Source organism: Pseudomonas sp. NFACC04-2 (assembly GCF_900119265.1).
Classification (GTDB): Bacteria; Pseudomonadota; Gammaproteobacteria; order Pseudomonadales; family Pseudomonadaceae; genus Aquipseudomonas; species Aquipseudomonas fluorescens_AA.
Map to the genome: position 1 here is coordinate 46,789 of NZ_FPJC01000009.1, position 21,047 is coordinate 67,835.

Here is a 21,047-nt window from a genome sequence, read left to right on the forward strand (position 1 = left end):
AATGCGCTTGAAACCAGCCATACTTACCGTATCGCAATTCTCTGGAGTGCCTTCCATGTACTACAACCACGTTCTGGTCGCCGTTGACCTCACTGAAGAATGCGATCCGGTCGTCAAGCGCGCCCTCGCCCTCTGCGAAGGCCGAGACACCCAGCTGTCATTGGTGCATATCGTCGAACCGATGGCCATGGCCTTCGGCGGCGACGTGCCGATGGACCTTTCCCAGTTGCAGCAGCAGCAATTCGACCAGGCCAAGGAACGCCTTGACCGACTGATCGTGAAATACCCGGCCCTGAAGAAGGAATTCAGCCACCTGACCTACGGCCAGCCGCGCCAGGAGATCCATCACCTGGCCAAGGAACAGGGTTGCGACCTGATTGTCGTCGGCAGCCATGGTCGCCACGGTCTGGCGCTGCTGCTGGGCTCGACCGCCAACGATGTGCTGCATGGCGCGCCTTGCGATGTACTGGCGGTGCATCTGGTCAAGCGCTCGTAACTCCATGTGGGAGCGGGCTTGCTCGCGAAAGCGTCATGACAGTCAATATCGAACTCGACTGATACACCGCTTTCGCGAGCAAGCCCGCTCCCACAGAGGACTGCAGGCCATATAAAAATCCCGGTGCTCATTGCTGAGCCCCGGGATTTTTTTCAACAGTCGATCACGCGTCCAGTTCAGCCCAGCGCTCGACCAGTGCATCCAGCTCGGCTTGCAACTGCTCCAACTGCGCGATGACCTTGGCTGTTTCAGCGGCAGGCCGCTGGTAGAACCCGACGTCGGCCATTTCGGCTTCCACCGCTGCGATCTGCTTTTCCTTGGCGTCGATATCACCCGGCAGCGCTTCCAGCTCGCGCTGCAGCTTGTAGCTGAGCTTTTTCTTCGCAGGGGCCGGGGCTGCTGCGGCGACCGGCGCGGGCTCGGCCTTGACCACGGCCGAGTTCAGGTCGGCCTTGCCGGACTTGCTCTCGGTGACCCCCAGCAGACGCGGCGAGCCGCCCTGGCGCAGCCAGTCCTGATAGCCACCGACGTATTCGCGAACCAGGCCTTCGCCTTCGAACACCAGGGTGCTGGTGACCACGTTGTCGAGGAACGCCCGGTCGTGACTGACCATCAGAACGGTGCCGTTGAAGGTCAGCAGCACCTCTTCCAGCAATTCGAGGGTTTCCACGTCCAGGTCGTTGGTGGGCTCGTCGAGTACCAGCAGGTTCGCCGGCTTGCTGAACAACTTGGCCAGCAACAGGCGGGCGCGCTCACCACCCGACAACGCCTTGACCGGCGTACGGGCACGCTGGGGGCTGAACAGGAAATCGCCGAGGTAGCTCAGCACATGGCGGCTCTGGCCATCGATGTCGATGAAATCGCGGCCTTCGGCGACGTTGTCGATCACGGTCTTTTCCAGGTCCAGCTGATGACGCAACTGGTCGAAGTAGGCCACGTCGATCTTCGTGCCCTCCTCCACCTTGCCATTGGTCGGCACCAGGCCGCCGAGCATCAGCTTGAGCAAAGTGGTCTTGCCGGTACCGTTGGCACCCAGCAGACCAATGCGATCCCCTCGCTGCAGCACCATGGAGAAGTCCTTGATCAGGAACGGGCCGCCAGGGTGAGCGAAACTCACGTTCTCCAGGACCATCACCTGCTTGCCGGACTTGTCAGCGGTATCCAACTGAATGTTGGCCTTGCCGGTGCGCTCGCGACGCTCGCTGCGCTCCATGCGCAAGGCCTTGAGCGCCCGCACACGGCCTTCGTTGCGGGTGCGACGGGCCTTGATGCCCTGGCGAATCCAGACTTCTTCCTGGGCCAGTTTCTTATCGAACAGCGCGTTAGCGGTTTCTTCCGCTGCCAACGCCGCTTCCTTGTGCACCAGGAAGCTGGCGTAGTCGCCGTTCCAGTCGATCAGGCCGCCGCGGTCCAATTCAAGGATGCGCGTCGCCAGGTTCTGCAGGAAGGAACGGTCATGGGTGATGAACAGCACCGCCCCCTGGAAGTCTTTCAGGGCTTCTTCAAGCCAGGCGATGGCGCCGATGTCCAGATGGTTGGTCGGTTCGTCGAGCAGCAGCAGGTCTGGCTCGGAGACCAGGGCCTGGGCCAGCAGGACGCGGCGACGCCAACCGCCGGACAACTCGGCGAGGGTCTTGTCGGCCGGCAGTTGCAGGCGGCTCAGGGTGCTATCGACCAGCTGCTGCAAGCGCCAGCCGTCTCGGGCCTCAAGGTCGTGCTGCACGTGCATCAACTTGTCCAGGTCGGCATCGGTGACGATGTTCTGGCTCAGGTGGTGATACTCGGCCAACAGCGCGCCGACACCGTCCAGGCCTTCGGCGACCACATCGAACACGGTCCGCTCGTCGGCCACCGGCAGTTCCTGGGGCAATTCGCCGATTTTCAGGCCTGGCGCACGCCAGACCGAGCCGTCGTCAGGCTTCTGATCGCCCTTGACCAGCTTCATCATGCTGGACTTGCCAGTGCCGTTTCGGCCGATGATGCACACCCGCTCACCACGGGCGATCTGCCAGGACACCTTGTCCAACAACGGCATAGCGCCGAACGCAAGGGACACATCGCTGAATTTGAGCAGGGTCATGAGCTTCTCCAAAAACCGGGCGCGCATTCTACCTGAGATGAGGCCTCAAGGGTCCGCCAATTTCGCCACTGAAGCACTCTGCATAACAAATGTTGCGAACTTGCACTGACGGCCCCGCAAAGCTTTCGCCGGCTGCTGGCAAAAGGCTAAGCTACAGACAGTTACCCTGGGTTAACCCTTGGGCTTGTCATGTTTTTTTCTGCCCGGACGTCTCATGCGCAGTCGCCTTTTCAGTGTTTTATCGTGTCTTTTTGTATGTGCCACTGCCGTTCAATCCGCTCAGGCGGTGGATATCTCCACTCAGCGCCAATACTACGACGAGGCCAAGCGTGCCTTGGCCAAGGGTGATTCCGGCCCTTACTTTCGCTACAGCCAGGCCCTGCGCGATTACCCGCTGGAGCCGTACCTGGCCTACGACGAATTGACCGCTCGCCTCAAGAGCGCCAGCAACGCCGAAATCGAGAAATTCCTCGCCGAGCACGGTGACCTGCCCCAGGCCAACTGGATGAAGCTGCGCTGGCTGCGTTGGCTGACCGAGCGCGGCGACTGGGAGACCTTCGTCAAGTATTACGACCCCAAGCTCAATTTCACCGAACTGGATTGTCTCAACGCTCAGTACCAACTCAGCCATGGCCTGAAGGCCGAGGGCTATGCCAACACCGAAAAGCTGTGGCTCACCGGCAAGTCCCAACCCCAGGCGTGCGATGCGTTGTTCGGCCTGTGGGCATCCCAGGGCCAGTTGACCGAGCAGAAGCGCTGGGAGCGCGCCAAGCTGGCCGCCCAGGCGCGCAATTACCCGCTGGCCAACAGCCTGGTCAGCGGCCTGACCACCCTCGCTCCCCGTGGCAACTTGCTGGTGGACGTAGCGCAAAAGCCCGAGTTGCTCAACCAGCCCTCGCGCTTCGTTCCAGCCGATGAACCGATGTCCGATATTGTCAGCCTCGGCCTGCGTCGCCTGGCCCGTCAGGACCCGGAAAAAGCCATGGCGCTGCTGGATGGCTACGCCAGCACCATGCATTTTTCCCGGGATGAAAAAGTCGCGATCGCCCGAGAGATCGGCCTGACCCTGGCCAAGCGCTTCGACAGCCGCGCCCTGGACGTGATGACGAAATACGACCCGGAGTTGCGCGACGACACGGTTTCGGAATGGCGCTTGCGCCTGCTGTTGCGCCTCGCTCGCTGGGACGATGCCTATCAGTTGACCCGCCGCCTGCCCGAGTCGCTGGCCAGCACCAACCGCTGGCGGTACTGGCAAGCCCGCACGCTGGAACTGGCGCAGCCGCAGAACCCGGAAGCCCTGACGCTCTACAAGCACCTGGCCCGTGAACGGGACTTCTATGGCTTCCTCGCCGCCGACCGATCCCAGTCTCCCTATTCGCTCGTCAACAAGCCACTGGTGATGAGCCAGGCGCTGATCAACAAGGTGCGCAATACGCCTGGCGTGCGTCGGGCGCTGGAGTTCCATGCCCGTGGGGACATTGTCGACGGACGCCGCGAGTGGTATCACGTCAGCCGTCATTTCAACCGGGACGAAATGGTCGCCCAGGCGAAGCTGGCTTACGACCTGAAATGGTATTTCCCGGCCATCCGCACCATCAGCCAGGCCAAGTACTGGGACGACCTGGACATCCGTTTCCCGATGGCCCACCGCGAGACCCTGGTGCGCGAAGCCAAGATCCGCGGCTTGCATCCAAGTTGGGCGTTCGCCATTACCCGCCAGGAAAGTGCGTTCATGGATGATGCCCGCTCCAGCGTCGGCGCCGCCGGCCTGATGCAATTGATGCCTGGTACCGCCAAGGAAACCGCGCGCAAGTTCAGCATTCCCCTGGCCTCGCCCCAACAAGTGTTGAACCCGGACAAGAACATCCAGTTGGGTGCGGCCTACCTGAGCCAGGTTCATAGCCAGTTCAACGGCAACCGCGTCCTGGCTTCGGCGGCCTACAACGCCGGCCCCGGTCGCGTACGCCAATGGCTGCGCGGGGCCGACCACTTGAGCTTCGACGTCTGGGTCGAGAGCATCCCGTTCGACGAAACCCGCCAATACGTGCAGAACGTGTTGTCTTATTCGGTGATCTACGGCCAGAAACTCAACTCACCGCAACCGCTGGTGGACTGGCATGAGCGGTATTTCGATGATCAGTGATTAACACCACAAAGTCCTCTTCTTTGTGAGAGCGAGCTTGCTCGCGATGGCGTCGGCACCTGCAACATGAATGCAAGCTGACTCACCGCTATCGCGAGCAAGCTCGCTCCCACAGGGCCTGCATCAAACACAACATCCCCCTGTGGACGCGATATCAGTCGGTTGCCGGCTCCAACCCCACATTGAACTGCAACGCCGCCAACCGCGCATACAGCGCATTGCTGGCGACCAGCTCCTGGTGAGTGCCCACGGCAACCACCTTGCCCTGGTCCATCACCGCAATCCGGTCGGCGTTTTTCACCGTGGCCAGGCGGTGGGCGATCACCAGCGTCGTGCGGTTTTTCATCAGGCTGGGCAAGGCTTGCTGGATCAGGTGTTCGCTTTGCGCATCGAGGGCGCTGGTGGCTTCGTCCAATAACAGGATCGGGGCATCAACAAGCAACGCCCGGGCGATGGCCAGGCGTTGACGCTGGCCACCGGATAACCCGAGGCCGCCGTCGCCCAGGTGAGTCTGGTAGCCGTCGGGCATTTTTTCGATGAAGTCGTGGGCGTGGGCGATCTGCGCGGCCTCGCGCACCTGCTCCGACGTCGCCTCCGGGTTGCCATAGCGGATGTTCTCTTCGACCGTGCCGAAAAACAGCGCCGGACTTTGTGAAACCAGGGCGAAATGCCGGCGCAGGTCCAGCGGATCGAGTCGAGTCAACGGCACATCGTCGATCAGGATCTGCCCTTGCACGGGATCATAGAAACGCAGCAGCAAATCGTAGACCGTCGACTTGCCCGCGCCGGAAGGCCCGACCAGGGCCAGGGTCTCACCGGCCTTGATACTCAGGTCGAGGCCGTCGACCGCATAGCTGTCCGGCCGGGACGGATAGGAAAAACGCACGCCTTCGAGACGCAGATCGCCGCGGACCCGCGCCGGCAAGGTCACGAGGCCTGAAGCCGGCGGCTGGATGATGTTTTCCGAACGCAGCAGCTCGGCAATGCGCTCTGCCGCACCGGCCGCCCGCTGCAACTCGCCAATCACTTCGCTCAGGGTCCCGAAGGCACTGCCGACGATCAGGCTGTAGAACACGAACGCCGCCAGCTCGCCACCGGAAATCCGCCCGGCGATCACATCCATGCCACCGACCCAGAGCATCACCCCCACCGCCCCCAGCACCAGCACGATCACCAGGGTGATCAACCACGCCCGCTGGACAATGCGCTTGCGAGCGGTGTCGAAGGCCTGCTCCACCGTCACGGAAAAACGTTGTTCGTCCTGGACCTGATGGTTGTAGGCCTGCACGGTCTTGATCTGGCCGAGGGTTTCGGAGACGTAGCTGCCGACGTCGGCAACGCGGTCCTGGCTCTGGCGCGACAAGCTGCGCACTCGACGCCCGAAGAGCAGGATCGGCACCAATACCAGCGGCAGGGCAATCACCACGATGCTGGTCAGCTTGGGATTGGTGATGAACAGCAGCACGATGCCGCCCACCACCATCAAGACATTGCGCAAAAACAACGACAGCGACGAACCGATCACCGATTGCAGCAAGGTCGTATCAGTGGTCAGCCGTGACTGGATTTCCGAACTGCGGTTGTTTTCGTAGAAACCCGGGTGCAAGTACACCAGATGGTTGAACACCTGCCGTCGGATATCCGCCACCACCCGCTCACCGATCCAGGACACCAGGTAAAAACGCGAAAACGTACCGATCGCCAACCCCACCACCAGCACCATGAACAAGCCGATGGATTGATTGAGCAGGTGCGGCGAGCGAGTCATGAAGCCCTGGTCCACCAGCAAGCGGATGCCTTGGCCCATGGACAAGGTAATGCCGGCGGTGACAATCAACGCCAGCAAAGCGCCGGCGACCTGTTTGCGATAAGGGGCGATGAAGCCGCTGGCCAGGCGTATGGCACGGCGATGTCGGGAAGAAAGCATCAAAGGCGTCCGATAATGCAGCAGGAAAAAGGCCAGCTCGCGACGCCGAAACGCAGCGGAACCAAGTTGAATCGCAATGAGTCAGGTTAAATATGACCACTATGACTAGCAGCTAGATGTTATCGGTCTAAAGTCTGGCTGGAAACGCAACTGTGTTTCTGATTGAGTGGAGGTGTCGCCATGAACCTACAAGGAGTGTCATGGCTCGGTCACCTGGCGACATTAAAGTAGACATACAACCTGATGAGGAGACAGGCCATGTCCTTGCAACACAGCAGCGACGACAAAATTCAAGTAATCCGCACGCAACCGGACCAGTCTCTGGGCTGCTCGTTCATCGATGCCCAAGGGCGCGAAGTACCGATCACCGAAGACATGATCCAGAAAGCCTGCAGCGAGCTGGAAAAACGACTGGTCAAGCCTGCCGAACAAAAGTGATACAGCCCGTCTTCAATTGGACCCGACGTTGATGTCGGGTTTTTTATGCCTGCCAGACAGAAACCACAACAGCCTTGGCTAAACCAGCGTGGCACCCAGTGCCGTCACGATCGGTTGCAAAGCCGCCGACTGCCCTTCGATACGAACCTCCAGGCTGTCGATCTCCCGGCGTGGCGGATAATGCTTGCGCAAGGCATCGAAGGCGCGGCGTTGCTCGTCGACGGTGCCCACCAGGCTGCGGCGAAAATCCGCGTCGTCGCGACGGGGGTCGTACACACTCCGGCACAGCACCGCCAAGGCCCAGGCCGGGTCGGTTTCGGCATCCAGGGTGATGCCACCCAGCCAGGGCCGGGGCAACAGGTCGCTGAGGCTGACTTCAACCGGTCGCTCCAGGAACGCGCACAAGGCCTGGTAGATCTGGGCTGTGCCACGCTGCCGGCCATCGAGGCTGTAACCGGCAATGTGCGGGGTGGCGATCACGCACAAATCGGCCAGGTCCACATCCACGGTGGGCTCATGCTCCCAGACATCCAGCACCGCTTGCAGGTCTTCACGCTCGAGCAACACCTCGCGCAACGCGGCGTTATCGATGACCGGCCCTCGAGCCGCATTGATCAGCCAGGTCCCGGCCTTGAGCTGGTTCAAGCGCGCTTCGTCGAACAGGTGCCAAGTCGGTTGCTCGCCGTCGCGGGTCAACGGGGTGTGCAGGCTGATCACATCGCATTGCTCGATGATCTGCTCCAGGCTCACATAGTCGCCGCCCTCGGCGGCCTGACGCGGCGGATCGCAGACCTTCACGGCCCAGCCCAGCCCCTTGAGCGCCTCGATCAACCGCCCGCCCACCTGGCCTGCGCCGACCACGCCGAAGGTCCGCTGCTCCAGCGCCGCACCTTCGATTTCTGCCAGGGTCATCAGGCTGCCCAGCACGTAGTCCACCACGCCCCGGGCATTGCAGCCGGGTGCGCTGGCCCAGCAGATCCCCGCCTCGGCAAGATAATCCAGGTCCAGGTGGTCGGTGCCGATGGTGCAGGTGCCGACGAAGCGGACCTTGCTGCCTTCCAGCAGGGCCCGATTGACCTGGCTGACCGAACGCACCAGCAGTACATCGGCGTGCTCAACCATCGTCCGGTCGATGCCCCGGCCCGGTACCCGGCAGATTTCGCCGAAGCCTTGGAAAAACGCATCAAGCAGGGGGATGTTTTCGTCGGCGACGATCAGCATGGCAGAGCTCCTTTGGCGGGGTAGGCAGTGTAGGCGTTCCAGTGGGTCTACGCATTACCAGGAGCGAATGATGTTGTGGCGAGGGGATTTATCCCCGTTGGGTGCGCCAGCCCCCCCATGATTATTGCGACTGCTGCGCAGTCGAACGGGGATAAATCCCCTCGCCACAACAGCATTCATGAGCTGAGTGAACGATTACAAATCCACAACACAGGTTTTTTCCTGACCACTGCGTCAAGGCGTAGAATTCGCCGCCTTGCGCTTAACCCTTTCGGACGTTTGCTCTGTGAATCCTGTAATCGACACCTCCACTCCCCTCTCCCGCCCGGCCCGGGTGCGCCTGGAATTCAAGACGTTGCTGGCCCTGGCCTTGCCGATCATGGTGGCGCAACTGGCGACCACCGCTATGGGCTTTGTCGATGCGGTGATGGCCGGTCGGGTCGGTCCACGGGACCTGGCGGCCGTGGCCCTGGGCAACTCGATCTGGGTGCCGGTGTTCCTGTTGATGACTGGCACCCTGCTGGCGACTACCCCGAAAGTTGCCCAGCGCTTCGGGGCCGGTACGTTCGACGAGATCGGGCCGCTGGTGCGCCAGGCATTATGGCTGGCGCTGGTGGTGGGGTTGATCGCGACACTGGCGCTGTTCAGCGCCGAGCCGATCCTGCACATCATGAAAGTCGATCCCGAATTGATCGGTCCGTGCATGGAATACCTACGGGGCATTGGCACGGGCCTACCGGCCGTGGCGCTGTATCACGTGCTGCGTTGCTTCAGCGATGGCCTGGGTCGTACGCGACCGGCCATGGTGCTGGGCTTGTGCGGATTGGCGCTGAACATTCCACTCAATTACATCTTCATCTATGGGCACCTGGGCGTGCCCGCCATGGGCGGCGTCGGTTGCGGCTGGGCCACGGCCATCGTGATGTGGGTCATGGCCTTGGGCATGGCCGGTTGGGCGCGGTGGGCACCGGCCTATCAGTCGAGTCGGTTGTTCAGCCGTTTCGACTGGCCGCAATGGGCGGTCATCAAGCGCCTGCTGGGCATCGGCTTGCCGATCGGCATTGCGGTGTTCGCCGAGTCGAGTATTTTCGCGGTGATCGCCCTGCTGATCGGCAGCCTCGGTGCCACCGTGGTGGCCGGGCACCAGATCGCGCTGAACTTCAGCTCCCTGGTGTTCATGATCCCCTACTCCCTGGGCATGGCCGTCACGGTGCGGGTCGGCCAAGCCCTGGGGCGTCAGCAGCCTCGCGAAGCGCGCTTCGCCGCCGGAGTGGGCATGGGCACCGCGTTGGCCTACGCTTGCCTCTCGGCGAGCCTGATGTTCGCGCTGCGCGGGCCAATCGCGGCGATCTATACCGCCGACCCGGTGGTGATCGAGGTGGCATCGATGCTGATCGTCTACGCGGCGCTGTTTCAGTTTTCCGATGCGATCCAGGTCACGGCGGCAGGCGCATTGCGCGGCTACCAGGACACCCGGGTGACGATGATCCTGACCCTGTTCGCCTATTGGGGCATCGGCCTGCCGGTGGGTTACGCCCTGGGCCTGACCGACTGGCTCGGCGCGGCCAGCGGCCCGAGCGGCTTGTGGCAAGGCCTGATCGTGGGCTTGAGCTGCGCGGCCCTGATGTTGTCCATCCGTCTGGCCCGCAGCGCGCGCAAGCAGATCCGCCTCAGCCGCTCGACGGGTTAAGCGAGTTTCTTGCGGATCCAGTAGAGGTAGGTGCCCGCCTCTTCCTGCTGGGCCACCAGTTCGTGATCCAGGAACACGCAAAACTTGGGGATGTCGCGGCGGGTCGAGGGGTCGGTGGCGATGACTTTCAGCAAGCCACCGGGGGCCAGGTCGCGAATGTGCTGGTGCAGCATCATCACCGGTTCCGGGCAATTGAGGCCGGTGGCATCCAGCGTGCCGTCGACCGGCGTGTCGTTCATTTCACTCATGTTCTACTCCTGAAACTGGCCGGCATTGTCGCGCAATGTCGGCGCTCGGTCACCCCTGGCTTCACACTGCCTCCTGTGGGAGCGAGCCGCTCGCGATAGCGGTGGGTCAGCTTGCATCCATGTTGAATGTACCGACGTCATCGCGAGCAAGCTCGCTCCCACAGGGAACTCCATCAATTCCGAGAGCTAGCGAGACTTCGGCTTTTTCGTGTCCAACCGCCGCAGATGGCAGGTCACTTCCTCACGGTCGTGGTACAGCTGCTTGCAACCGATTTCGACCTTGATGCCCCGGGCCTTGAAACCGTCGGCGATGCGTTCGAGCAGGCGCTTGACCTCGGCATAACGCTGTTTCATCGGCAGCTTGAGGTTGACCACGGCCTCGCGGCAATGGCCCTCGCCAATCCACTCTTCCAGCATCGCCGCGTTGCGCGCGGGCTTTTCGACGATGTCGCAGACCATCCAGTCCACCGGCTGCTTGGGCTTGAACGTGAAACCATCTGCCATCAGGTGCTGCACCAGGCCGGTGTCCATCAGGCTTTCGGCCATCGGGCCGTTGTCGATGGCCGTCACCAGCATGCCACGATTGACCAGTTGCCAGGTCCAGCCGCCTGGCGCGGCGCCGAGGTCCACGCCGGTCATGTCACTGTGCAGGCGCTCGTCCCACTGGTCCCGGGGAATGAAATGGTGCCAGGCCTCTTCGAGCTTGAGTGTGGAGCGGCTCGGCGCTTCCCGAGGGAACTTCAGGCGCGGGATGCCCATCGGCCACATCGCCGAATTATCCGCGTCCGCCAGGCCCAGGAACACTTCACGGCCACTCTTGAACGTCAACAGCAGGCGCGGCTTGTGCGGGTCATCCACCAGCTTGCCGGCTCCGCTCAGCGCTTTGCGCAACGGGCCTTCGAATTTTTTGCAGAAGTTCGACAGTTCCTTGCCGTCATTGGTGTCGACCACTTCTAGCCACAGGCTGCCGCAGGTCGGGAGCGCCGACATGTGAGCCAGGATGACGCTGATACGGTCGGTTTCCGGCAATTCAATGAACGTGCCCCGCGCCCACTGCCGCGGAAAAATCAGCTCGGCGAAACGCTGCCCGCGCATCAGCCGCTCGGCGCCGTCCTCTTCAGTACAGACAAACTCGGCGCAGGCACTGGCCGGCTTGGCCTTGGCGTAGCCAGCCACGTTGAGCCGGGCCGCGTGCTCGGCGATCTCGGAGCAGACCTCGCCCTCGAAGCCTGGTCGGCAGTGCATAAAAAGCGTGTTCATTGAAACTCCGTAGCAAAGCCTGTCACGAAAACCGCCGCATGATAGCGGAGTTCGGAACCCCGAACCTGCCTATAGAGTCCAGTGATTAGTCATACGCTCAAAACAGGGCTAGGTTAAAGGCTCTGTCCGTCCCTCAGTCCGTAGCCGTGCGGACTCAAAGGAGTGATTTCAATGCCGTCCCTCGATAGCCTGAAAACCCTTAAGACACTGCAAGTCGACGCCAGGACCTACCATTACTTCAGCCTGCCGGATGCCGCCCGAAGCCTGGGTGACCTGGACAAACTGCCCATGTCCTTGAAGGTACTGCTGGAAAACCTGTTGCGCTGGGAAGATGAAAAGACCGTCACCGGCGCCGACCTCAAGGCCCTGGCCGGGTGGCTCAAGGAGCGCCGCTCCGACCGCGAGATTCAATACCGCCCGGCACGGGTGCTGATGCAGGATTTCACCGGTGTCCCCGCCGTGGTCGACCTGGCCGCCATGCGCGCCGCTGTGGAAAAGGCCGGCGGCGATCCCCAGCGGATCAACCCGTTGTCACCGGTGGACCTGGTGATCGACCACTCGGTGATGGTGGACAAGTTCGCCAGCAGCCAGGCGTTCGAGCAGAACGTCGACATCGAAATGCAGCGCAACGGCGAACGCTACGCCTTCCTGCGCTGGGGCCAGAGCGCCTTCGACAACTTCAGCGTGGTACCGCCAGGCACCGGTATCTGCCACCAGGTCAACCTGGAATACCTGGGCCGCACCGTGTGGACCAAAGAAGAAGACGGTCGCACCTACGCCTTCCCCGATACCCTGGTGGGCACCGACTCCCACACCACCATGATCAACGGCCTCGGCGTATTGGGCTGGGGCGTTGGCGGGATCGAGGCGGAAGCGGCCATGCTCGGCCAGCCAGTGTCGATGCTGATTCCCGAGGTCATCGGTTTCAAACTCATCGGCAAACTGCGCGAAGGCATCACCGCCACCGACCTGGTGCTGACCGTCACGCAGATGCTGCGCAAGAAAGGTGTGGTGGGCAAATTCGTCGAGTTCTATGGCGACGGTCTGGCCGACCTGCCCCTGGCCGACCGCGCCACCATCGCCAACATGGCCCCGGAATACGGCGCCACCTGCGGTTTCTTCCCGGTGGACGAGGTGACCCTGGACTACTTGCGTCTGTCCGGGCGTCCAGCCGAAACCGTGAAGCTGGTGGAAGCCTACTGCAAGGCCCAGGGCCTGTGGCGCCTGCCCGGTCAGGAGCCGGTGTTCACCGACACCCTGGAGTTGGACATGGGCAGCGTCGAGGCCAGTCTCGCCGGGCCCAAACGCCCTCAGGACCGGGTTTCGCTGCCCAATGTCGGCCAGGCTTTCAGCGACTTCCTGGGGTTGCAGGTCAAACCCACCAGTAAAGAAGAAGGCCGTCTGGAAAGTGAAGGCGGCGGTGGCGTCGCGGTGGGCAATGCCGACCAGGTGGGCGAAGCCGAGTACGAATTCGAAGGCCACACCCATCGCCTGAAAAACGGCGCGGTGGTGATTGCCGCCATTACCTCGTGCACCAACACCTCCAACCCCAGCGTGATGATGGCCGCCGGGCTGCTGGCGAAAAAAGCCGTGGAAAAAGGCCTGGTCCGTAAGCCTTGGGTCAAGAGTTCCCTGGCGCCGGGCTCCAAGGTGGTCACCGATTACTACAACGCGGCCGGCCTGACCGAGTATCTGGATAAACTCGGTTTCGACTTGGTGGGCTATGGTTGCACGACTTGTATCGGCAACTCCGGGCCGTTGCCGGACCCCATCGAAAAAGCCATCCAGAAAGCCGACCTGACCGTGGCCTCGGTATTGTCGGGTAACCGCAACTTCGAAGGCCGGGTGCATCCACTGGTGAAAACCAACTGGTTGGCCTCGCCGCCCCTGGTGGTCGCCTACGCCCTGGCCGGCACGGTGCGCATCGACATCAGCAGCGAGCCGCTGGGCAACGACCGGGATGGCAAGGCGGTGTACCTGCGGGACATCTGGCCCAGCAGCCAGGAAGTGGCCGCCGCCGTAGCACAGGTCAATACCAGCATGTTCCACAAGGAATACGCCGCCGTGTTTGCCGGTGACGAGCAATGGCAGGCCATCGAAGTGCCGCAAGCGGCAACTTATGTCTGGCAGGATGACTCGACCTACATCCAGCACCCACCGTTCTTCGACGACATCGGCGGGCCGCCACCGGCCGTCAGGAATGTCGAGGGCGCCCGGGTCCTGGCGCTGCTGGGAGACTCGGTGACCACCGACCACATCTCCCCGGCCGGCAATATCAAGGCCGACAGCCCGGCCGGTCGCTACCTGCGCGAACAGGGCGTGGAGCCACGGGACTTCAACTCCTACGGCTCCAGGCGCGGCAACCATCAAGTCATGATGCGTGGCACCTTCGCCAATATCCGCATCCGCAATGAAATGCTCGACGGCGAAGAAGGCGGCAACACGATCTACATCCCCAGCGGCGAACGAATGCCGATCTACGATGCCGCCATGCTGTACCAGGCCACGGGCACTCCCCTGGTGGTGATCGCCGGCCAGGAGTATGGCACCGGCTCGAGCCGGGACTGGGCGGCCAAGGGCACCAACCTGCTGGGGGTCAAGGCGGTGATCGCCGAAAGCTTCGAGCGTATTCACCGTTCCAACCTGGTGGGCATGGGCGTGCTGCCGCTGCAATTCAAACTCGACCAGAATCGCAAGAGCCTGAACCTCACGGGCAAGGAAACCCTGGACATTCTGGGGCTCAATGACGTCGAACTGACGCCACGCATGAACCTGCCCCTGGTCATCACCCGGGAGGATGGCAGCCAAGAACGAATCGAAGTGTTGTGTCGGATCGATACCTTGAATGAAGTGGAGTATTTCAAGGCCGGCGGGATTCTTCACTACGTCTTGCGACAATTGATTGCAGGCTAAAACAGTCCCTCTGTGGGAGCCGAGTTTGCTTGCGATAGCGGTGGGTCAGCCTGCATCTGTGCTGAATGTTCCGCCGTCATCGCGAGCAAGCTCGCTCCCACAGTAGATTCTGGCTGTTCACAGACGCAACGTTCGGCCCCGCCCCCTATGGAAGCCGAGCTTGCTCGCGATAGCGATGGATCAGCCAGCATCAGTATTGGCTGACCTGCCCCTACCGTAAGCAAGCTCGCTCCCACGGTTATTTAACAGGCGCTGTTTTTGTACGAGCCCGCCTATAATCCCTCCGGCACTCACGCAACCGCGTCAGCCAACTGCCTGCCCCTCCTGCGCATGAATCTGCATGGACACAAATGTGCTCTTTGCGCGACACAGTGGCGTCGAAGACCCGACAGCCGCCCTCGCCCAGAGCTTTCCCGCTAAAAGGATGTTGTATGCCCGCTTTACCCTGGCTTCACCTGGCCCTGCTTTCCACAGGCTATGGTCTGGCGCTGGTCTATGGCCATCTGGCCTGGACCGCGCTCATCTCGATCGGGCTGCTGCTGTTCGCCGGGTATGCGGTTCGCCAGCAACAAACGCCGGTTGGGCGGTTTCTCGGGCATGCCCTGTTCCTGGTCATGGCCGTTGCACTGGCCCTGCACTGGATGCCCGGCTTCTTCAACGGACGGGTGATTCCGGCGCATCGTTTGACCGATGACGCCGTGCCGTTTGCCATGTACCTGAACCAGGACAAGCCGCTGATCGGCTTCTGGCTGTTGCTGGCCTGCCCCTGGATCGTCGGCCGGCGCTCGTTGCGGTTGTCGTCCTGCGCCACGGCCATGGGATTGGCGCTGAGCGCGGTCCTGGCCCTTGGCGGCGCGATGGTGCTGGGGATGATCCACTGGGCGCCGAAATGGCCGGACCATGCCTGGATGTGGGTACTTAATAATCTTTTGTTGGTCACGTTGGTGGAGGAAGCGCTGTTTCGTGGCTACATTCAGGGTGGCTTGAGCCGACGCTTCAAACACCTGCGCCAGGGCGACAACCTGGCGTTGCTCCTGGCTTCGTTGCTGTTCGGCCTTGTACACGCGGGTGCGGGCTGGCAATGGGTGCTGCTGTCCGGCCTGGCGGGGGTTGGCTACGGTCTCGCTTATCGATTTGGCGGCCTGGGCGCGGCGATTGCCACGCACTTTCTACTCAACCTGCTTCATTTCGCCCTCTTTACCTACCCGATGCTGGCGTGATAGCGACAGGCAAAAATAACTTCAACTAAAACCTGACGGCGCCGACAACCTTTCAAAGCCTTGCGGATCTACACCACCATGCGTAACAACCAACCCGTCACACAACGCGAAAGGACCTTTCCGGCCCAGCAACGATTGATTTCCACTACCGACGCCAAGGGCGTCATCACCTACTGCAACGACGCGTTCGTGGAAATCAGTGGGTTTTCTAAGGAAGAGCTGATCCGTTCGCCGCACAATCTCGTGCGCCATCCCGATGTGCCATCCGCCGTGTTCGCGCACATGTGGGGCACGCTGAAACAAGGCTTGCCATGGATGGGCATCGTCAAGAATCGCTGCAAGAGCGGTGACCATTACTGGGTCAACGCCTATGTCACGCCCGTGTTCGAGGGCAATCAGGTGGTCGGCTACGAGTCGGTGCGGGTCAAACCCTCCGCCGAACAGATCGCCCGCGCCGAAGCCCTGTATCAACGCATCAACCAGGGTAAATCCGCGGTTCCGGCCAGCGACAAATGGTTGCCGATGCTGCAGGACTGGCTTCCGTTTATCCTGGTCAGCCAACTCAGTTTCGTCGTCGGCGCGTTCCTGAACTCCCACTGGGGATTTGCCCTGGCCGCCCTGCTGTCGGTGCCCTTGGGGCTGATGGGCCTGCAATGGCAACAACGCGGGATCAAGCGCCTGCTGCGCCTGGCCGAGCAAACCACCTCCGACCCGCTGATCGCCCGGATGTACACGGACAGCCGCGGCGTCCAGGCTCGCCTGGAAATGTCGATCCTCAGCCAGCAAGCGCGCCTGAAAACCTGCCTGACGCGCCTGCAGGACACCGCCGAGCACCTTAACGACCAGGCCCGCCAGTCCAACACGTTGGCCCATGACAGCTCCAGCGGCCTTGAGCGCCAGCGGGTGGAAACCGAACAGGTCGCCACGGCCGTCAACCAGATGGCGGCAACGACCCAGGAAGTCGCCAGTCACGTGCAGCGCACCGCCGATGCCACCCAGGAAGCCAATCGCCTGACCAGCCGCGGCCGCGACATCGCCGGGGAAACCCGCGAAGCCATCGAGCGGCTGTCGGTGGTGGTCGGCGAGACCGGCAACACCGTGACTCAGCTGGCCAAGGACAGCGACGAGATCGGTGGCGTGGTCGACGTGATCAAAGGCATCGCCGACCAGACCAATCTGCTGGCCCTCAACGCCGCCATTGAAGCGGCCCGTGCCGGTGAGATGGGCCGCGGCTTCGCCGTGGTGGCCGACGAAGTCCGGCAACTGGCGCAACGCACCAGCGAATCCACCGGGCAGATCCATGCCCTGATCGCCAAGCTCCAGCAAACCGCCAACAATGCCGTGCAAACCATGGAGGCTGGCCACCGCCAGGCCGAAGAAGGCGTGGCGCGGGTGATGGAAGCGGACCAGGCATTGGTGGGCATCAGCGAAGCGGTGGCCAACATCACCGACATGACCACCCAGATCGCCGCCGCCACCGAGGAACAAAGCTCGGTGGCCGAGGAGATCAGCCGCAACATCAGCAACATCTCGGACCTGGCCGACCAGACCTCCGGCCAGGCCCACAGCTCGGCGTTGCTGAGCGAAGAACTGACTCGTACGGCCAATACGCAGTATTCGTTGGTGGAGCGGTTCAACCGCTGATGTCAGTTGGCTTGCCAAAAACCCGGACAGCGAAAGCTTCCGGGTTTTTTATTGCATGACTGAGGGCTATCGCGAGCCAGTTCGCTCCCCTAAAAGCTCAAAGAGCCCTTCCAACTCGATAAATCGACTGCGAGCCTCTTAAAGTAAAACAACAAAAATCTTGCATAACGGACTATTTTTATTAAACAACAAACTTCAATTAACTTCTCCATACAAAAACCATCCCTACCACCTGTCAACTCTGACAGTAGATATTTCTCACCGAAGGTCCACCATACGACAGCCGTTGAAAATAAACCCTATACACAACATCAAGTGCATAAGGATTGCTACATGGACACTCAAACCGTATTCATCCCAAAAGAAAAGACACCAACACTTAAGGGAAACGTATTTACCTGGAGCCTCGGCGAAAATACCATTGTCGCCGACACGACGCTTTTCTATTTGCATTTTTACCTACCAACCGGAGAGAAAAGTTGGGCCTTTAGCGGAAGCACAGGTCGGTTAGATGAAGAAAATTTATTCCTCTTTGGCTTTTCAGTTCCTTACATTGACGACGAAGTATTCGACAACAGTTACACGATGGAGGGCGGACTTCATTTCTATCACGGCCATTCGATTCCTGCGCCAGAAGGTTTCTATGGTTATCGAACGGTCACCGCGGACTCAGCAGAATTGAGCGTCCGCCTCGATCCTGTTAAAGGAACAGCCCATGGTGATTTCACGGCTGTCTTCGAAACGCTTGGAGATTGGTTATATCCGAGAGGCACGTTCAATTTAAGTAGGACTGATAAAAATTAATGGATACGGCATCTCTTATCATCTGGAACGATTAGGCTCACTCCTACAGAAGTTCTGAACAGCTCATTCAATGCATTCAAATTGAAGGAGCGAGCCTGCTCGCGATGAGGCACTGGCAATCAACAAATGGCTGATTGAAGAAACGCTGCCACCTTGTCCGCCGCAGCCTCCAGATGCTGCCCATGACTGAGCCCCGAAGCCTTCAACGGCTTCAAATCATGATCCCCCGCCGCCAACCACATCACCTCGATGGCGGGTGACAAGACGTACCCCTGCACCGTTTCACGATTGCCCAACGCATCGCGCTCGCCCTGCACGATCAGGGTCGGCGTATTCAACCCAGTCAGATGCTCGACCCGCGGTTTCTCCGGCTTGCCTGCTGCGTAGAACGGATACCCCAGGCACACCAGCGCATCCGCGCCCAGTTCATCAGCCAGCAGACTCGCCATCCGCCCGCCCATGGATTTACCGCCGATAGCCAGCCGCCCAGCGACATAAGGCCGCACCGTGGCGTACACCTCACGCCAGCATTCCAGCAACCTGGGAGCTGGATTGGGTGGGCGTTTTCCACCGTCCAGGCGCCGTTGCGCCATGTAGGGAAACTCGAAGCGCAACACGTTGACGCCCCGTACGGCAAGGTGCGCGGCCATTTCCTCCATGAAGCCGCTGTCCATCGGCGCGCCGGCACCATGGGCCAGGATGAGGGTCGGGGGCTCGGCAACGATACCCGGTTGCGCGGCCGTCCATAGCCAACCGTGTTCGGCCACGCACCGCGGCCATTGATCCCCGTCAATACTGGCCTTGTGCTGTTTGTCCATGCTTGCCTCGCTTTTAGTCTGCCTATAACTCCAGGCGAAGCACGCCGCACTGCCTTGCGCAGGCGCTCACTTCGGCTGAACCGTGGATGGGGAACCATGAACACTTCTATCAGTACCGCCTACAACTACAAGGTGGTCCGCCAATTCGCCATTATGACGGTGGTGTGGGGCATCGTCGGCATGGGGCTCGGGGTTTTTCTCGCCGCCCAATTGGTCTGGCCGCAGCTCAACTTCGATTTGCCCTGGACCAGCTTCGGCCGCCTGCGCCCGTTGCACACCAACGCGGTGATCTTCGCCTTTGGCGGCTGCGCCCTGTTTGCCAGTTCGTTCTATTCGGTGCAGCGCACCTGCCAGACCCAGCTTTTTGCGCCGAAAATCGCCGCATTCTGCTTCTGGGGCTGGCAATTGGTGATCCTGCTGGCGGCCATCAGCCTGCCACTGGGCTACACCAGTTCCAAGGAATACGCCGAGCTGGAATGGCCGATCGACATCCTGATCACCATCGTCTGGGTCGCCTATGCCATCGTGTTCTTCGGCACCGTGGCCAAGCGCAACACCAAGCACATCTACGTCGGCAACTGGTTCTTCGGCGGGTTCATCCTGACCGTGGCGATCCTGCACATCGTCAACAACCTGGAACTGCCCGTGAGCTTCACCAAATCCTACTCGGTGTATGCCGGAGCCACGGATGCGATGGTGCAATGGTGGTACGGCCACAACGCCGTAGGCTTTTTCCTCACCGCGGGCTTCCTGGGGATGATGTACTACTTCGTACCCAAGCAAGCCGAGCGCCCGGTGTACTCCTATCGCCTGTCCATCGTCCACTTCTGGGCGTTGATCACTCTGTACATCTGGGCCGGTCCGCACCACCTGCACTACACCGCGCTGCCGGACTGGGCACAGTCCCTGGGCATGGTGATGTCGCTGATCCTGCTGGCCCCCAGTTGGGGCGGCATGATCAACGGCATGATGACCCTCTCGGGTGCCTGGCATAAGTTGCGCAGCGACCCGATCCTGCGCTTTTTGGTGGTGTCCCTGGCGTTCTACGGCATGTCGACCTTCGAAGGTCCGATGATGGCGATCAAGACCGTCAACGCCCTCTCCCACTACACCGACTGGACCATCGGCCACGTACATGCCGGTGCGCTCGGCTGGGTGGCGATGATTTCCATCGGTGCGCTGTATCACATGATCCCGAAAGTCTTCGGTCGGCAACAGATGCACAGCATCGGCCTGATCAACGCGCACTTCTGGCTCGCGACCATCGGCACGGTGCTGTACATCGCCTCGATGTGGGTCAACGGCATCGCCCAGGGCCTGATGTGGCGCGCGGTGAACGAGGACGGCACCCTCACCTACTCCTTCGTCGAAACCCTGGTGGCCAGCCACCCAGGCTTCGTCGTGCGGCTGGCGGGCGGGTCGATCTTCCTTCTCGGCATGCTGCTGATGGCCTACAACACCTGGCGCACCGTGCGGGCCTACCAGCCTGCCGAAGCCGCCGCTGCCGCGCAGATGGCCTGAGGAGTCCACCATGAAACACGAAACAATCGAAAAAAACGTCGGCCTGTTGATGCTGCTGATGGTCCTGGCCGTGAGCATTGGTGGCCTGACCCAGATCGTGCCGCTGTTCTTCCAGGACGTGACCAACAAGCCGGTGGACGGCATGAAGCCCTACACCGCCCTGCAACTGGAAGGCCGCGACATCTACATCCGTGAAGGCTGCGTCGGCTGCCACTCGCAGATGATCCGTCCGTTCCGCGCCGAGACCGAGCGCTACGGCCACTACTCCGTCGCCGGCGAAAGCGTCTGGGACCACCCATTCCTGTGGGGCTCCAAGCGTACCGGGCCGGACCTGGCACGGGTCGGCGCGCGCTACTCCGATGACTGGCACCGCGCCCACTTGTACAACCCGCGCAACGTCGTGCCTGAGTCGAAAATGCCGGCCTACCCATGGCTGGTAGCCCAGGCGGTGGACAGCAGCCACACCGAAGGCAAGCTGCGCGCCATGCGCACCCTCGGCGTGCCGTACACCGACGACGACATCGCCGGCAGCGTGGCCTCGCTCAAGGGCAAGACCGAAATGGACGCGCTGGTGGCCTACCTGCAAGTGCTCGGCACTGCCATCAAGAGCAAGAGGTGAGCCTG

General features: G+C 61.4%; 16 protein-coding genes. 10 read left to right on the forward strand and 6 right to left on the reverse strand.

From position 1 onward, the window contains the following. Positions 1 to 55 precede the first annotated feature (55 nt). The gene (locus BT125_RS14130; RefSeq protein WP_072407827.1) at positions 56 to 496 is read left to right on the forward strand and encodes a universal stress protein; all 441 of its coding nucleotides are present in this window, start codon (positions 56 to 58) and stop codon (positions 494 to 496) included. Between the two features lie 163 nt (positions 497 to 659). Here BT125_RS14130 and BT125_RS14135 read toward each other — a convergent pair whose 3' ends face one another. Beyond that, entirely contained in the window at positions 660 to 2,576 is a 1,917-nt protein-coding gene (locus BT125_RS14135) for an ATP-binding cassette domain-containing protein (protein WP_072407828.1), read from the reverse strand. Positions 2,577 to 2,790: 214 nt separating this feature from the next. Between BT125_RS14135 and BT125_RS14140 the strand changes: the two genes are divergently transcribed. Further along, a complete protein-coding gene (locus BT125_RS14140; RefSeq protein ID WP_072407830.1) occupies positions 2,791 to 4,719 on the forward strand; it encodes a transglycosylase SLT domain-containing protein in 1,929 nt (642 codons plus the stop codon). Between the two features lie 154 nt (positions 4,720 to 4,873). Here the strand turns inward: BT125_RS14140 and BT125_RS14145 are convergent, their stop codons facing one another. Then, on the reverse strand, positions 4,874 to 6,646 hold the full coding sequence (locus tag BT125_RS14145) for an ABC transporter transmembrane domain-containing protein (RefSeq protein WP_072407832.1): 1,773 nt from the start codon (positions 6,644 to 6,646) through the stop codon (positions 4,874 to 4,876). Positions 6,647 to 6,904: 258 nt separating this feature from the next. On the opposite strand from BT125_RS14145, the gene BT125_RS14150 reads away from it, so the two are divergent. After that, entirely contained in the window at positions 6,905 to 7,084 is a 180-nt protein-coding gene (locus tag BT125_RS14150) for a PA1571 family protein (RefSeq protein ID WP_003199629.1), read from the forward strand. A gap of 78 nt (positions 7,085 to 7,162) precedes the next feature. On the opposite strand, the gene pdxB is transcribed toward BT125_RS14150, so the two are convergent. Next, on the reverse strand, positions 7,163 to 8,305 hold the full coding sequence (gene pdxB, locus BT125_RS14155) for a 4-phosphoerythronate dehydrogenase PdxB (protein ID WP_072407834.1): 1,143 nt from the start codon (positions 8,303 to 8,305) through the stop codon (positions 7,163 to 7,165). 286 nt (positions 8,306 to 8,591) lie between these two features. Between pdxB and BT125_RS14160 the strand changes: the two genes are divergently transcribed. Then, entirely contained in the window at positions 8,592 to 9,995 is a 1,404-nt protein-coding gene (locus BT125_RS14160; protein ID WP_072407836.1) for an MATE family efflux transporter, read from the forward strand. On the opposite strand, the gene tusA is transcribed toward BT125_RS14160, so the two are convergent. Both tusA and rlmM read right to left on the reverse strand, forming a co-directional pair. Continuing rightward, positions 9,992 to 10,243 carry a sulfurtransferase TusA gene (gene tusA, locus BT125_RS14165; protein ID WP_003183455.1) on the reverse strand — a complete coding sequence of 84 codons (252 nt, stop codon included), beginning with the start codon at positions 10,241 to 10,243 and terminating at the stop codon, positions 9,992 to 9,994. The two genes, BT125_RS14160 and tusA, sit on opposite strands and share 4 nt — an antisense overlap. Before the next feature lie 186 nt (positions 10,244 to 10,429). Further along, entirely contained in the window at positions 10,430 to 11,503 is a 1,074-nt protein-coding gene (gene rlmM / locus BT125_RS14170; protein WP_072407838.1) for a 23S rRNA (cytidine(2498)-2'-O)-methyltransferase RlmM, read from the reverse strand. A 171-nt stretch (positions 11,504 to 11,674) separates the two neighbouring features. Here rlmM and acnA point away from each other — a divergent pair, with 171 nt between their 5' ends. The 4 genes from acnA (at position 11,675) to BT125_RS14190 (ending at position 18,084) form a co-directional block, all read left to right on the forward strand. Then, positions 11,675 to 14,416 carry an aconitate hydratase AcnA gene (gene acnA / locus BT125_RS14175; protein ID WP_072407841.1) on the forward strand — a complete coding sequence of 914 codons (2,742 nt, stop codon included), beginning with the start codon at positions 11,675 to 11,677 and terminating at the stop codon, positions 14,414 to 14,416. Positions 14,417 to 14,847: 431 nt separating this feature from the next. After that, positions 14,848 to 15,636, forward strand: a complete 789-nt coding sequence (locus BT125_RS14180; protein ID WP_072407843.1) for a CPBP family intramembrane glutamic endopeptidase — start codon at positions 14,848 to 14,850, stop codon at positions 15,634 to 15,636. A 78-nt stretch (positions 15,637 to 15,714) separates the two neighbouring features. Then, positions 15,715 to 17,280, forward strand: a complete 1,566-nt coding sequence (locus BT125_RS14185) for a methyl-accepting chemotaxis protein (protein WP_072407845.1) — start codon at positions 15,715 to 15,717, stop codon at positions 17,278 to 17,280. Between the two features lie 333 nt (positions 17,281 to 17,613). Then, positions 17,614 to 18,084: a hypothetical protein gene (locus tag BT125_RS14190; protein ID WP_072407847.1), complete on the forward strand. Its 471-nt coding sequence runs from the start codon at positions 17,614 to 17,616 to the stop codon at positions 18,082 to 18,084. A gap of 119 nt (positions 18,085 to 18,203) precedes the next feature. On the opposite strand, the gene BT125_RS14195 is transcribed toward BT125_RS14190, so the two are convergent. Beyond that, on the reverse strand, positions 18,204 to 18,902 hold the full coding sequence (locus BT125_RS14195; protein WP_072407849.1) for an alpha/beta family hydrolase: 699 nt from the start codon (positions 18,900 to 18,902) through the stop codon (positions 18,204 to 18,206). Between the two features lie 96 nt (positions 18,903 to 18,998). Between BT125_RS14195 and ccoN the strand changes: the two genes are divergently transcribed. Then, positions 18,999 to 20,423, forward strand: a complete 1,425-nt coding sequence (gene ccoN, locus BT125_RS14200; RefSeq protein ID WP_072407851.1) for a cytochrome-c oxidase, cbb3-type subunit I — start codon at positions 18,999 to 19,001, stop codon at positions 20,421 to 20,423. Positions 20,424 to 20,433: 10 nt separating this feature from the next. Then, a complete protein-coding gene (gene ccoO, locus BT125_RS14205) occupies positions 20,434 to 21,042 on the forward strand; it encodes a cytochrome-c oxidase, cbb3-type subunit II (protein ID WP_053120686.1) in 609 nt (202 codons plus the stop codon). The last annotated feature ends 5 nt before the right edge of the window (positions 21,043 to 21,047 follow it).

Bases quoted from the DNA above. Each gene is read 5' to 3' on its own strand.
- BT125_RS14130 (WP_072407827.1), top strand. From the start codon at position 56: ATGTACTACAACCACGTTCTGGTCGCCGTTGACCTCACTGAAGAATGC.
- BT125_RS14135 (WP_072407828.1), bottom strand. From the start codon at position 2,576: ATGACCCTGCTCAAATTCAGCGATGTGTCCCTTGCGTTCGGCGCTATG.
- BT125_RS14140 (WP_072407830.1), top strand. From the start codon at position 2,791: ATGCGCAGTCGCCTTTTCAGTGTTTTATCGTGTCTTTTTGTATGTGCC.
- BT125_RS14145 (WP_072407832.1), bottom strand. From the start codon at position 6,646: ATGCTTTCTTCCCGACATCGCCGTGCCATACGCCTGGCCAGCGGCTTC.
- BT125_RS14150 (WP_003199629.1), top strand. From the start codon at position 6,905: ATGTCCTTGCAACACAGCAGCGACGACAAAATTCAAGTAATCCGCACG.
- pdxB (WP_072407834.1), bottom strand. From the start codon at position 8,305: ATGCTGATCGTCGCCGACGAAAACATCCCCCTGCTTGATGCGTTTTTC.
- tusA (WP_003183455.1), bottom strand. From the start codon at position 10,243: ATGAGTGAAATGAACGACACGCCGGTCGACGGCACGCTGGATGCCACC.
- rlmM (WP_072407838.1), bottom strand. From the start codon at position 11,503: ATGAACACGCTTTTTATGCACTGCCGACCAGGCTTCGAGGGCGAGGTC.
- acnA (WP_072407841.1), top strand. From the start codon at position 11,675: ATGCCGTCCCTCGATAGCCTGAAAACCCTTAAGACACTGCAAGTCGAC.
- BT125_RS14180 (WP_072407843.1), top strand. From the start codon at position 14,848: ATGCCCGCTTTACCCTGGCTTCACCTGGCCCTGCTTTCCACAGGCTAT.
- BT125_RS14185 (WP_072407845.1), top strand. From the start codon at position 15,715: ATGCGTAACAACCAACCCGTCACACAACGCGAAAGGACCTTTCCGGCC.
- BT125_RS14190 (WP_072407847.1), top strand. From the start codon at position 17,614: ATGGACACTCAAACCGTATTCATCCCAAAAGAAAAGACACCAACACTT.
- BT125_RS14195 (WP_072407849.1), bottom strand. From the start codon at position 18,902: ATGGACAAACAGCACAAGGCCAGTATTGACGGGGATCAATGGCCGCGG.
- ccoN (WP_072407851.1), top strand. From the start codon at position 18,999: ATGAACACTTCTATCAGTACCGCCTACAACTACAAGGTGGTCCGCCAA.
- ccoO (WP_053120686.1), top strand. From the start codon at position 20,434: ATGAAACACGAAACAATCGAAAAAAACGTCGGCCTGTTGATGCTGCTG.